The organism is Pseudomonas citrullilanati (assembly GCF_030580855.1).
GTDB lineage: Bacteria > Pseudomonadota > Gammaproteobacteria > Pseudomonadales > Pseudomonadaceae > Aquipseudomonas > Aquipseudomonas citrulli.
Genome location: NZ_JAUQOP010000047.1, coordinates 25,812 through 39,035 on the forward strand (window position 1 = coordinate 25,812; position 13,224 = coordinate 39,035).

Genomic DNA, 13,224 nt, shown 5'->3' on the forward strand with positions numbered 1-13,224 from the left:
TCGACAATTTGTCTCGATCCGCCGAACGGGGCGACCAGGGCCAGGCACTCAATTACCGCAGAACTCAGTTACCGCTCGAGTTCAGCGCTTCGGTCAGTGCAGCTTCCACTTCACTGGCGCTTACGCGCAACGGCTTGTCTGCATCACGGCGACGCTTGCGCTCGCTGTGGTAGGCCAAACCGGTACCGGCCGGGATCAGACGACCCACGACCACGTTTTCTTTCAGGCCGCGCAGGTAATCGCGCTTGCCGGTTACCGCCGCTTCGGTCAGTACGCGGGTGGTTTCCTGGAAGGAAGCCGCCGAGATGAACGATTCGGTGGACAACGACGCCTTGGTGATACCCAGCAGAACGCGGGTGAACTTGGCGACAAACTTGTCTTCCGCGCTCAGACGCTCGTTCTCTACCAGTACGTGAGTCAGTTCCATCTGGTCGCCCTTGATGAAGCTGGAGTCGCCGGACTCGGAGATCTCAACTTTACGCAGCATCTGACGCAGGATGGTCTCGATGTGCTTGTCGTTGATCTTCACGCCTTGCAGACGGTAAACGTCCTGGATCTCGTTGACGATGTACTTGGCCAGCGCACTGACACCCAGCAGACGCAGGATGTCGTGTGGATCGCTCGGACCGTCCGAGATCACTTCGCCGCGGTTGACCTGTTCGCCTTCGAAGACGTTCAGGTGGCGCCACTTCGGAATCAGCTCTTCGTACGGATCGCTACCGTCGTTCGGCGTAATGACCAGGCGGCGCTTGCCCTTGGTCTCTTTACCGAACGCGATGGTGCCGCTGACTTCAGCCAGGATCGAGGCTTCTTTCGGACGACGGGCTTCGAACAAGTCGGCAACACGCGGCAGACCACCGGTGATGTCACGGGTCTTCGAAGTTTCCTGCGGGATACGGGCGATAACATCACCGATCGCGATCCGCGCACCGTCCGCAACACCGACCAGGGCGTTGGCTGGCAGGAAGTACTGAGCGATTACGTCAGTGCCTGGCAGCAACAGGTCCTTGCCGTTGTCGTCGACCATCTTCACGGCAGGACGGATGTCCTTGCCGGCCGCTGGACGATCTTTCGGATCGAGCACTTCAATGTTGGTCATACCGGTCAATTCGTCGGTCTGACGCTTGATCGTGATGCCTTCTTCCATGCCCACGTAGGTCACGGTACCTTTCATTTCGGTAACGATCGGGTGAGTGTGCGGATCCCACTTGGCCACGATGGCGCCAGCGTCGACCTTGTCACCTTCCTTGACCGAAATCACGGCACCGTAAGGCAGCTTGTAGCGCTCACGCTCACGACCGAAGTCGTCGGCGATCGCCAGCTCCCCGGAACGGGACACCGCAACCAGGTGACCGTCCACACGCTCAACGTGCTTGAGGTTGTGCAGGCGGACAGTACCGCCGTTCTTCACCTGGACGCTGTCGGCCGCGGAGGTCCGGCTTGCCGCACCACCGATGTGGAACGTACGCATCGTCAGCTGGGTACCCGGCTCACCGATGGACTGGGCCGCGATAACGCCGACCGACTCACCGATGTTCACCTGGTGACCACGAGCCAGGTCGCGGCCGTAGCACTTGGCGCAAATGCCGTAGCGGGTTTCGCAGCTGATCGGCGAGCGCACGATCACTTCGTCGATGCTGTTCAGCTCGATGAACTCTACCCACTTCTCGTCCACCAGGGTGCCGGCAGGAACGATGACGTCCTCGGTACCTGGCTTGAATACGTCACGGGCGATGACACGACCCAATACGCGCTCACCCAGCGGCTCGACAACGTCGCCGCCTTCGATGTGCGGCGTCATGACCAGGCCATGCTCGGTACCGCAATCGATCTCGGTCACGACCAGGTCCTGCGCCACGTCCACCAGACGACGGGTCAGGTAACCGGAGTTCGCCGTTTTCAACGCGGTATCCGCAAGACCCTTACGCGCACCGTGCGTGGAGATGAAGTACTGGAGTACGCTCAAGCCTTCACGGAAGTTCGCGGTGATCGGGGTCTCGATGATGGAGCCGTCCGGCTTGGCCATCAGGCCACGCATACCGGCGAGCTGACGGATCTGCGCGGCAGAACCCCGTGCGCCCGAGTCGGCCATCATGTACATCGAGTTGAAGGATTCCTGCTCGACTTCGTCACCATGACGGTCGATGACCTTCTCTTTCGAGAGGTTGGCCATCATCGCCTTGGACACTTCGTCGTTCGCCTTGGACCAGAGGTCGATCACCTTGTTGTACTTCTCGCCCTGGGTTACCAGGCCGGAGGCGTACTGGCTTTCGATCTCTTTCACTTCTTCGGTGGCAGTACCGATGATGCGGGCTTTTTCATCCGGGATAACGAAGTCGTTAACGCCGATGGAAACGCCGGAAATGGTCGAATAGGCAAAACCGGTGTACATCAACTGGTCAGCGAAGATCACGGTTTCCTTCAAGCCAACCACGCGGTAGCACTGGTTGATCAGCTTGGAGATCGCCTTCTTCTTCATCGGCAGGTTGACGACGTCGAACGACAGGCCTTTTGGCACAACCTGGAACAACAGCGCACGGCCGACAGTGGTGTCGACGATACGGGTGTTGGTCACGCTGTTGCCATCGCGATCGTTCACGGTTTCGTTGATCCGCACCTTGACCTTGGCGTGCAGCGCGGCTTCGCCGGCACGGAACACACGGTCAACTTCCTGCAGATCCGCGAACACACGACCTTCGCCCTTGGCGTTGATCGCTTCACGGGTCATGTAGTACAGGCCCAATACAACGTCCTGCGACGGCACGATGATTGGCTCACCGTTGGCTGGCGACAGGATGTTGTTGGTCGACATCATCAGCGCGCGCGCTTCGAGCTGGGCTTCCAGCGTCAGCGGTACGTGCACGGCCATCTGGTCGCCGTCGAAGTCGGCGTTGTACGCAGCACAGACCAACGGGTGCAGCTGGATAGCCTTACCTTCGATCAGTACCGGTTCAAACGCCTGGATGCCCAGACGGTGAAGGGTCGGTGCACGGTTGAGCAGCACGGGGTGTTCGCGAATCACTTCGGCGAGAACGTCCCAGACCTCTGGCAGCTCGCGCTCGACCATCTTCTTGGCAGCCTTGATGGTGGTCGCCAGACCGCGCATCTCCAGCTTGCCGAAAATGAACGGCTTGAACAGCTCCAGCGCCATTTTCTTTGGCAGGCCGCACTGGTGCAGACGCAGGGTCGGGCCTACGGTAATAACCGAACGACCGGAGTAGTCGACACGCTTACCGAGCAAGTTCTGACGGAAACGACCCTGCTTACCCTTGATCATGTCGGCCAGGGATTTCAGAGGACGCTTGTTCGAACCGGTGATAGCGCGGCCACGACGACCGTTATCGAGCAGTGCGTCGACCGCTTCCTGCAACATACGCTTTTCGTTGCGCACGATGATGTCCGGAGCGGACAGGTCGAGCAGGCGCTTCAAACGGTTGTTACGGTTGATCACTCGACGATACAGATCGTTGAGGTCGGAAGTCGCGAAGCGACCGCCATCGAGCGGAACCAGTGGACGCAGGTCTGGCGGCAGAACCGGCAGAACGGTCAGCACCATCCACTCTGGCAGGTTGCCGGAACCCTGGAAGGCTTCCATCAACTTCAGGCGCTTGGACAGCTTCTTGATCTTGGTTTCGGAGTTGGTTTGCGGAATCTCTTCGCGCAGGCGGCCAATCTCGTGTTCCAGGTCGATCGCGTGCAGCAGTTCACGGACAGCTTCGGCACCCATGCGGGCATCGAAATCGTCGCCGAACTCTTCCAGCGCTTCGAAGTACTGCTCGTCGTTGAGCAGCTGACCTTTTTCAAGGGTGGTCATGCCCGGATCGATAACGACATAGCTCTCGAAATAGAGAACGCGTTCGATATCACGCAGGGTCATGTCCATCAGCAGGCCGATACGCGACGGCAGCGATTTCAGAAACCATATGTGGGCAACTGGCGAGGCCAGTTCGATGTGCGCCATGCGCTCACGACGAACTTTTGCCAGCGCGACTTCAACGCCGCACTTCTCGCAGATCACACCACGGTGCTTCAAGCGCTTGTACTTACCGCACAGGCACTCGTAATCCTTGACCGGGCCAAAGATCTTGGCGCAGAACAGGCCGTCACGCTCAGGCTTGAACGTACGGTAGTTGATGGTTTCCGGTTTTTTAACTTCACCGAACGACCACGAACGGATCATCTCAGGCGAGGCCAATCCAATACGGATGGCGTCGAACTCTTCGACTTGACCCTGGTTTTTCAGCAAATTCAGTAGGTCTTTCAAGGCCTTTCCTCCTGGCGGAGCAGAGAGCGGGCCAAACAGCCCCGCTCTCGATTCGCGTCACGTGTTATTCGGTTTCCAGATCGATATCGATGCCGAGGGAACGAATTTCCTTGATCAACACGTTGAAAGACTCGGGCATGCCCGGCTCCATACGGTGATCGCCGTCCACGATGTTCTTGTACATCTTGGTCCGGCCGTTCACATCGTCCGACTTCACTGTGAGCATTTCTTGCAGAGTGTAGGCAGCACCGTACGCTTCCAGCGCCCAGACCTCCATCTCCCCGAAACGCTGACCACCGAACTGCGCCTTACCACCCAGCGGCTGCTGGGTAACCAGGCTGTAAGAACCGGTAGAACGAGCGTGCATCTTGTCGTCTACCAAGTGGTTCAGCTTCAGCATGTACATGTAGCCAACGGTAACCGGACGCTCGAACTTGTTGCCGGTACGGCCGTCGAACAGCTGCATCTGGCCGCTTTCCGGCAGGTCTGCCAGTTTCAGCATGGCCTTGATTTCGCTTTCCTTGGCACCGTCGAACACCGGGGTAGCCATTGGAACGCCGCCGCGCAGGTTCTTCGCCAGGTCCAGGATTTCCTGGTCGGAGAAGGTGTCCAGCTCTTCGTTGCGACCGCCGATCTCGTTATAGATCTCGTGCAGGAACTTACGCAGGTCCGCGACCTTGCGCTGCTCCTCGACCATGCGGTTGATCTTCTCGCCCAGGCCCTTGGCCGCGAGGCCCAGGTGGGTTTCGAGGATCTGGCCAACGTTCATACGCGAAGGTACGCCCAACGGGTTGAGGACCACATCGACCGGGGTGCCGTTGGCATCGTGCGGCATGTCTTCAACCGGCATGATCACGGAGACCACACCCTTGTTACCGTGGCGACCGGCCATCTTGTCGCCCGGCTGGATGCGGCGACGGATTGCCAGGTAGACCTTGACGATTTTCAGCACGCCTGGAGCCAGGTCATCGCCCTGCTGCAGCTTGCGCTTCTTGTCTTCGAACTTGTCGTCCAGCAGACGGCGGCGATCGACGATATAGGCCTGGGCCTTCTCGAGCTGCTCGTTCAGGGCGTCTTCAGCCATGCGCAGCTTGAACCACTGGCCGTGCTCAAGACCGTCGAGGACTTCGTCGGTGATTTCCTGACCTTTCTTCAGGCCGGCGCCGCCTTCGGCCTTGTGGCCAACCAGGGCTGCACGCAGACGTTCGAACGTCGCACCTTCAACGATACGGAACTCTTCGTTCAGGTCCTTGCGGATCTCGTCGAGCTGGGTCTTCTCGATGGACAGTGCACGAGCATCACGCTCGACGCCGTCGCGAGTGAAGACCTGCACGTCGATGACGGTACCCTTGGTGCCGGTAGGCACGCGCAGGGAGGTGTCCTTAACGTCGCTGGCTTTTTCACCGAAGATGGCACGCAGCAGTTTTTCTTCCGGCGTCAGCTGGGTCTCGCCTTTCGGAGTGACCTTGCCCACCAGGATGTCGCCTGCGCCGACTTCGGCACCTACGTAAACGATACCGGCTTCGTCCAGCTTGTTCAGTGCGGCTTCACCCACGTTCGGGATGTCCGCAGTGATTTCCTCTGGGCCAAGCTTGGTGTCACGAGCCACGCAGGTCAGTTCCTGGATGTGGATCGTGGTGAAGCGGTCTTCCTGAACCACACGCTCGGACAGGCAGATGGAGTCTTCGAAGTTGAAGCCGTTCCACGCCATGAACGCGATGCGCATGTTCTGGCCCAGCGCCAGTTCACCCATGTCGGTGGATGGACCATCGGCCATGATGTCGCTGCGCTGAACCCGATCACCCTTGCTCACCAGCGGACGCTGGTTGATGCAGGTGTTCTGGTTGGAGCGGGTGTATTTGGTCAGGTTGTAGATGTCGACACCGGCCTCGCCGGTTTCAACTTCGTCATCGGCAACACGAACCACGATACGGCTGGCATCGACGGAGTCGATCACGCCGCCACGACGAGCCACGACGCAAACGCCGGAGTCACGGGCAACGTTACGCTCCATGCCGGTACCCACCAGCGGCTTATCAGCGCGCAAGGTCGGTACAGCCTGGCGCTGCATGTTCGAACCCATCAACGCACGGTTGGCGTCGTCGTGCTCGAGGAACGGGATCAGCGACGCCGCAACCGAAACGACCTGCTTCGGCGATACGTCCATCAAGGTGACGTCTTCCGGCGCCTTGACGGTGAACTCGTTCAGGTGACGAACAGCTACCAGCTCGTCGATCAGGACCTTCTTGTCGTTCATCGTGGCCGAAGCCTGGGCGATCACGTGGTCGGCCTCTTCGATGGCGGACAGGAACACGATCTCGTCGGTGACCAGGGCGTCTTTCACCACGCGGTACGGGCTCTCGAGGAAGCCGTACTGGTTGGTGCGCGCATAGGCCGCCAGGGAGTTGATCAGACCAATGTTCGGACCTTCCGGCGTCTCGATCGGGCATACGCGACCATAGTGGGTCGGGTGTACGTCACGGACTTCGAAGCCTGCGCGCTCACGGGTCAGACCGCCTGGGCCGAGTGCGGAGACACGACGCTTGTGGGTGATCTCGGACAGCGGGTTGTTCTGGTCCATGAACTGGGACAGCTGGCTCGAACCGAAGAACTCCTTCACCGCCGCAGCCACTGGCTTGGCGTTGATCAGGTCTTGCGGCATCAGGCCTTCGCTTTCCGCCATCGACAGGCGTTCCTTGACCGCGCGCTCTACACGCACCAGGCCCACGCGGAACTGGTTCTCGGCCATTTCGCCTACGCAGCGAACACGACGGTTACCCAGGTGGTCGATGTCATCGACGATGCCCTTGCCGTTACGGATGTCGACCAGGGTCTTGAGGACCGCAACGATGTCATCCTTGTTCAGCACGCCAGAACCTTCGATCTCGGTACGACCGATACGACGGTTGAACTTCATCCGGCCGACCGCAGACAGGTCATAACGCTCAGGGCTGAAGAACAGGTTGTTGAACAGGGTCTCGGCTGCATCCTTGGTTGGTGGCTCGCCAGGACGCATCATGCGATAGATCTCGACCAGGGCTTCCAACTGGTTGCCGGTGGAGTCGATCTTCAGCGTGTCGGAGATGAACGGACCGCAGTCGATATCGTTGGTGTACAGGGTTTCGATACGAACGACCTGGGCCTTGACGATTTTCGCCAGGATCTCGGTGGTCAGCTCGGTATTGCACTCTGCGAGGATTTCGCCGGTGGCCGGATGCACGATGACCTTCGCCGTGGTGCGACCCAGGACGTAGTCCATCGGCACCTGCAACTCTTTGATCCCGGCTTTTTCCAGCTGGTTGATGTGACGAGCGGTGATACGACGACCCTGCTCGACAATGACCTTGCCCTTGTCGTCCTGGATGTCCAGGACTGCGATTTCACCGCGCAGGCGCTGAGGCACCAGTTCCAGGCTGAGATTTTCACCCTGCACATGGAAGACGTTGGTGGTGTAGAACGCGTCCAGCACTTCCTCGGTGGTATAGCCGAGCGCGCGCAGCAGTACCGAAGCTGGCAGCTTGCGACGACGGTCGATACGCACGAACACGCAGTCCTTCGGGTCGAACTCGAAGTCCAACCACGAACCGCGGTAAGGAATGATGCGCGCGGAGTAAAGCAGTTTGCCGGAGCTGTGCGTCTTGCCACGGTCGTGGTCGAAGAACACGCCCGGAGAACGGTGCAGCTGGGAAACGATTACACGCTCGGTACCGTTGATCACGAAGGTACCGTTCTCAGTCATCAGGGGGATTTCACCCATGTAGACTTCTTGCTCTTTGATGTCCTTGATCGCTTTGTTCGACGATTCTTTGTCGAAAATGATCAGGCGCACTTTTACCCGCAAAGGTACGGCGTAAGTTACACCGCGCAATACGCATTCTTTGACATCAAATGCCGGTTCGCCCAGGCGATAACCGACGTACTCCAGCGCAGCATTGCCGGAGTAGCTGATGATCGGGAAAACGGATTTGAAGGCCGCATGCAGGCCCACGTCGCGGAACTGATCTTTAGTCGCTCCCGCTTGCAAGAATTCACGATACGAATCCAGCTGGATGGCCAGGAGGTACGGCACATCCATGACGTCCGGCAACTTGCTAAAGTCCTTGCGGATACGTTTTTTCTCAGTATATGAGTAAGCCATCAGCGTTCCCCAGCTTGGTCACCTGCTTGTTTGGCCCCTCCCGACGGGAGCAGCCAGAAAATCGTGCAAACCCCATGGTTTGCGCCACCACATCGGATGGTTACAGCGCGTTACCAGCACCAACCCAGTCGGCTGCCAATAACGGAAAAAGGCCGGTGGCAAGAGCCACCAGCCATCAGCCTGTCGCTTAACGCTCGGGCTGGAGACGCAAGGTCGAAATTACTTGATTTCGACGGTAGCGCCTGCTTCTTCCAGCTTCTTCTTAGCGTCGCCAGCAGCTTCTTTGGTAACGCCTTCAGCAATAACCTGAGGAGCGGTGTCAACCTTCTCCTTGGCTTCTTTCAGGCCCAGACCGGTCAGCTCGCGAACAGCCTTGATCACGTTAACTTTCTTCTCGCCAGCGGAAGCCAGGATAACGTTGAACTCGGTTTGCTCTTCAGCAGCAGGAGCAGCAACAGCTGGACCGGCAGAAGCAGCAGCAGCGGTAACGCCGAATTTTTCTTCGAAAGCTTTGATCAGCTCAACAACTTCCATTACGGACATGTTGCCAACGGCTTCGAGGATATCGTTTTGAGAGATAGACATGAATCTAAATTCCTGGATTGGGGGACGGCCTACGCGACCATCGAAATAAACAAAAAACGCGAAAAGGAGTGTCGAGCCTTAGGCTGCGGCAGCTTCTTTCTGGTCGCGCAGTGCCGCCAGAGTACGAGCCAATTTGCTGGTAGCGCCTTGAATCACGCTCATCAGCTGGGAAATTGCTTCGTCACGGGTCGGCAGAGTTGCCAGTACGTCGATCTGGTTAGCTGCGAGGAACTTGCCCTCGAACGCAGCTGCCTTAATCTCGAACTTGTCCTGACCTTTGGCGAATTCCTTGAACAAACGGGCAGCAGCGCCAGGATGTTGGGTGGAGAACGCGATCAAGGTCGGGCCGGTGAACACGTCGTTGAGGACACTGTATTCAGTGTCAGCAACAGCGCGCTTGAGCAGGGTGTTACGTACAACACGTACGTAAACGCCAGCTTCACGAGCCTCTTTACGGAGTCCGGTCATTGCGCCTACTGTTACGCCACGGGCATCAGCCACGACAGCGGACAGAGCAGCTTTGGCAGCCTCGTTGACTTCAGCGACGATGGCCTTCTTGTCTTCGAGTTTAATTGCCACGGGTTTAACTCCTGCTTGTTACCGTTTCATCCGGTCGGAACCGAATGTCGTTTTGGTGTCTGATTCGGTAAGGAACCGGGAGCACCATCTGCGTAGGCTTGTGGTTTAAGACTTGCGTCGCCTACGGTCTTGGACAGCCCCCGCCAGGCAGGGACCCCAATTTTTCGATTGGCGCAATTGCTTGCGCCAACCTGAGTCTTACGCGTCCAGCGAGCTCTGGTCGATGACCAGGCCTGGGCCCATGGTGGTGCTCAGGGTAACGCGCTTGACGTAGATACCTTTCGAAGAAGCTGGCTTGATACGCTTCAGGTCAGCGATCAGGGCTTCAACGTTTTCCTTCAGCTTGACGGCGTCGAAGCCGATCTTGCCAACGGAAGTGTGGATGATGCCGTTTTTGTCGGTGCGATAACGAACCTGACCAGCCTTGGCGTTCTTGACCGCGGTGGCTACGTCTGGAGTTACGGTACCGACCTTAGGGTTAGGCATCAGACCACGTGGACCGAGGATCTGACCCAGCTGACCCACGACGCGCATGGCATCCGGGGATGCGATCACTACGTCATAGTTCAGGTCGCCGCCCTTCATTTCAGCAGCCAGATCGTCCATGCCTACGCGGTCAGCGCCAGCGGCCAGAGCAGCTTCAGCTGCCGGACCCTGGGTGAACACCGCAACACGAACGGTCTTGCCAGTGCCGTGTGGCAGCACGGTAGCGCTACGAACGACCTGGTCGGATTTACGTGGGTCAACGCCCAGGTTTACAGCAACGTCGAACGACTCGCTGAACTTGACAGTCGACAGCTCGGCCAGCAGAGCGGCGGCATCTACAAAGTTATAGGCCTTGCCTGCTTCGATCTTGCCGGCGATAGCCTTTTGACGCTTGGTCAGCTTAGCCATTACACACCCTCCACGTTAAGGCCCATGCTACGAGCAGAACCGGCGATAGTACGCACGGCTGCATCCATATCAGCTGCAGTCAGATCCGCGTTTTTGGTTTTCGCGATTTCTTCCAGCTGAGCACGGGTAACGGTGCCAACCTTAACGGTGTTTGGACGAGCGGAACCGCTGGTCAAACCTGCAGCCTTCTTCAGCAGAACCGAAGCAGGGGTGCTTTTTGTTTCGAAAGTGAAGCTACGGTCGCTGTAGACAGTGATGATCACTGGAGTCGGCAGACCTGGCTCAAGACCCTGAGTACGGGCGTTGAAGGCCTTGCAGAATTCCATGATGTTCACGCCGTGCTGACCCAGAGCAGGACCAACGGGTGGGCTTGGGTTAGCCTGAGCGGCCTTCACTTGCAGCTTGATGTAAGCGGTAATCTTCTTGGCCATGAGGCACTCCAATTACGGGTTCGAACGCCTCGAAAGGCTCCCCGGTTACTTGCGCGTTTATCCCAGTGACGACAAAACCCCACAGCCTAGGGCTGTGGGGTTGGGATGCCTGCTCAATCAGACCTTCTCGACCTGACTGAACTCGAGCTCTACCGGAGTAGAGCGTCCGAAAATGAGCACTGCCACCTGAATCCGGCTCTTTTCGTAGTTAACTTCTTCAACCGTACCGTTAAAGTCAGCGAATGGACCGTCGGTGACGCGAACCACTTCACCCGGCTCAAACAGCGTTTTCGGCTTCGGCTTGTCGCTACCATCAGCAACACGACGCAGAATCGCCTCTGCCTCTTTATCGGTAATCGGTGCTGGCTTATCAGCGGTACCGCCAATGAAGCCCATCACCCGAGGGGTATCCTTGACCAAGTGCCAAGTCCCTTCGTTCATGTCCATCTGTACCAGCACATAGCCTGGAAAGAACTTGCGTTCGCTTTTGCGCTTCTGGCCATTACGCATCTCAACCACTTCTTCAGTGGGGACCAGAATCTCGCCGAAGCCGTCTTCCATGCCAGCCAGCTTTACGCGCTCAATGAGCGAGCGCATGACATGCTTCTCGTAACCCGAGTAAGCATGCACAACGTACCAACGCTTAGCCACGGGACACCCTTAGCCAACAATCAAGGAAACAAGCCAGCCGAGCAGGGAGTCAAGCCCCCACAACAGCAACGCCATCACCAGGACAACAGCCACGACAATCAATGTGGTCTGCGTGGTTTCTTGGCGAGTCGGCCATACGACTTTACGGATCTCGGTGCGAGCTTCCTTAGCGAGTACGAAGAAAGACTTGCCCTTGGCCGTCTGCAGACCTACGAAGGCAGCAACAGCAGCAATGGCGAGCAATGCAAGTACGCGGTACAGGATCGGCGAAGCAGAGTAATACTGATTGCCAACAACGCCAACAACCACCAAAGCGACTACCACTAGCCACTTAAGCAGATCGAAGCGAGAGCCTTGAGCTTCAGCTTTAGGAGTCATCTATCAGATCCTGTGAAAAGAAAGCCAGACACACTGAGTGAATCTGGCAGGTCAGGAGGGAATCGAACCCCCAACCTACGGTTTTGGAGACCGTCGCTCTGCCAATTGAGCTACTGACCTAAAACAAAATCAGGCCGACCATTATGCCGGCCCGAAAAAGACATTACAACTGTTTACTCGATGACTTTGGCTACGACGCCGGCGCCGACGGTACGACCGCCTTCACGGATAGCGAAACGCAGGCCGTCTTCCATCGCGATGGTCTTGATCAGAGTGACAGTCATCTGGATGTTGTCACCTGGCATTACCATTTCAACGCCTTCTGGCAGCTCGCAGTTACCAGTCACGTCAGTTGTACGGAAGTAGAACTGTGGACGGTAGCCTTTGAAGAACGGAGTATGACGGCCGCCTTCTTCCTTGCTCAGAACGTAGACTTCTGCGGTGAACTTGGTGTGCGGCTTGACGGTGCCTGGCTTGACCAGAACCTGGCCACGCTCAACGTCGTCACGCTTGGTGCCGCGCAGCAGTACGCCGCAGTTCTCGCCAGCACGACCTTCGTCGAGCAGCTTGCGGAACATTTCAACGCCGGTGCAGGTAGTTTTCTGAGTGTCGCGCAGACCGACGATCTCAACTTCTTCCTGGATACGGACAACACCACGCTCAACACGACCAGTCACTACGGTACCGCGACCGGAGATCGAGAACACGTCTTCGATTGGCATCAGGAACGGCTTGTCGATCGCACGCTCTGGCTCTGGGATGTAGCTGTCCAGAGTCTCGACCAGCTTACGAACGGCAGTGGTGCCCATTTCGTTGTCGTCTTGGCCGTTCAGAGCCATCAGAGCCGAACCGATGATGATTGGAGTGTCATCACCCGGGAAGTCGTAAGTGCTCAGCAGGTCGCGAACTTCCATCTCAACCAGTTCCAGCAGCTCAGCGTCGTCAACCATGTCAGCCTTGTTCAGGAAGACAACGATGTACGGAACGCCTACCTGACGGGACAGCAGGATGTGCTCACGGGTTTGCGGCATCGGACCATCAGCGGCCGAGCAAACCAGGATCGCGCCATCCATCTGGGCAGCACCGGTGATCATGTTTTTTACGTAGTCGGCGTGACCCGGGCAGTCAACGTGCGCGTAGTGACGAACATTGGAGTCGTACTCTACGTGTGCAGTGTTGATGGTGATACCACGAGCTTTCTCTTCCGGGGCGCTGTCGATCTTGTCGAAGTCAACACGAGCCGAACCGAAAACTTCGGAGCAGACACGGGTCAGAGCAGCGGTCAGAGTGGTTTTACCGTGGTC

9 protein-coding genes and 1 tRNA gene are annotated in these 13,224 nt (G+C 57.7%); all 10 read right to left on the bottom strand.

The annotated features are described in order from the left end of the window. Positions 1-64: 64 nt before the first annotated feature. Positions 65-4,264 (bottom strand): DNA-directed RNA polymerase subunit beta', encoded by a 4,200-nt coding sequence (rpoC, locus tag Q6A48_RS22655; RefSeq protein WP_304556614.1) that lies wholly within the window; start codon positions 4,262-4,264, stop codon positions 65-67. Positions 4,265-4,328: 64 nt separating this feature from the next. After that, positions 4,329-8,402 (bottom strand): DNA-directed RNA polymerase subunit beta, encoded by a 4,074-nt coding sequence (gene rpoB / locus Q6A48_RS22660; RefSeq protein ID WP_304556615.1) that lies wholly within the window; start codon positions 8,400-8,402, stop codon positions 4,329-4,331. 219 nt (positions 8,403-8,621) lie between these two features. After that, complete coding sequence (gene rplL / locus Q6A48_RS22665) at positions 8,622-8,987, bottom strand: 50S ribosomal protein L7/L12 (protein WP_304556616.1); 366 nt, start codon at positions 8,985-8,987, stop codon at positions 8,622-8,624. Between the two features lie 78 nt (positions 8,988-9,065). Continuing rightward, positions 9,066-9,566: a 50S ribosomal protein L10 gene (rplJ, locus tag Q6A48_RS22670; RefSeq protein ID WP_003206099.1), complete on the bottom strand. Its 501-nt coding sequence runs from the start codon at positions 9,564-9,566 to the stop codon at positions 9,066-9,068. 198 nt (positions 9,567-9,764) lie between these two features. Continuing rightward, positions 9,765-10,460, bottom strand: coding sequence for a 50S ribosomal protein L1 (gene rplA, locus Q6A48_RS22675; protein WP_003186095.1), 696 nt, complete (start codon positions 10,458-10,460; stop codon positions 9,765-9,767). After that, positions 10,460-10,891, bottom strand: a complete 432-nt coding sequence (rplK, locus tag Q6A48_RS22680) for a 50S ribosomal protein L11 (RefSeq protein ID WP_003176435.1) — start codon at positions 10,889-10,891, stop codon at positions 10,460-10,462. Before rplK ends, rplA begins: the two co-directional genes overlap by 1 nt. Before the next feature lie 117 nt (positions 10,892-11,008). Then, complete coding sequence (nusG, locus tag Q6A48_RS22685) at positions 11,009-11,542, bottom strand: transcription termination/antitermination protein NusG (RefSeq protein ID WP_010443972.1); 534 nt, start codon at positions 11,540-11,542, stop codon at positions 11,009-11,011. A 9-nt stretch (positions 11,543-11,551) separates the two neighbouring features. Continuing rightward, positions 11,552-11,920, bottom strand: a complete 369-nt coding sequence (gene secE / locus Q6A48_RS22690) for a preprotein translocase subunit SecE (protein WP_003186101.1) — start codon at positions 11,918-11,920, stop codon at positions 11,552-11,554. 44 nt (positions 11,921-11,964) lie between these two features. Next, a tRNA-Trp gene (locus Q6A48_RS22695) sits at positions 11,965-12,040 on the bottom strand. Between the two features lie 53 nt (positions 12,041-12,093). Further along, on the bottom strand, positions 12,094-13,224 hold a 1,131-nt coding region (gene tuf / locus Q6A48_RS22700), incomplete at its 5' end, for an elongation factor Tu (protein ID WP_304556619.1).

Coding starts and splice junctions, on each gene's coding strand:
- rpoB (WP_304556615.1), bottom strand. CDS start 8,402: ATGGCTTACTCATATACTGAGAAAAAACGTATCCGCAAGGACTTTAGC.
- rplL (WP_304556616.1), bottom strand. CDS start 8,987: ATGTCTATCTCTCAAAACGATATCCTCGAAGCCGTTGGCAACATGTCC.
- rplA (WP_003186095.1), bottom strand. CDS start 10,460: ATGGCTAAGCTGACCAAGCGTCAAAAGGCTATCGCCGGCAAGATCGAA.
- rplK (WP_003176435.1), bottom strand. CDS start 10,891: ATGGCCAAGAAGATTACCGCTTACATCAAGCTGCAAGTGAAGGCCGCT.
- secE (WP_003186101.1), bottom strand. CDS start 11,920: ATGACTCCTAAAGCTGAAGCTCAAGGCTCTCGCTTCGATCTGCTTAAG.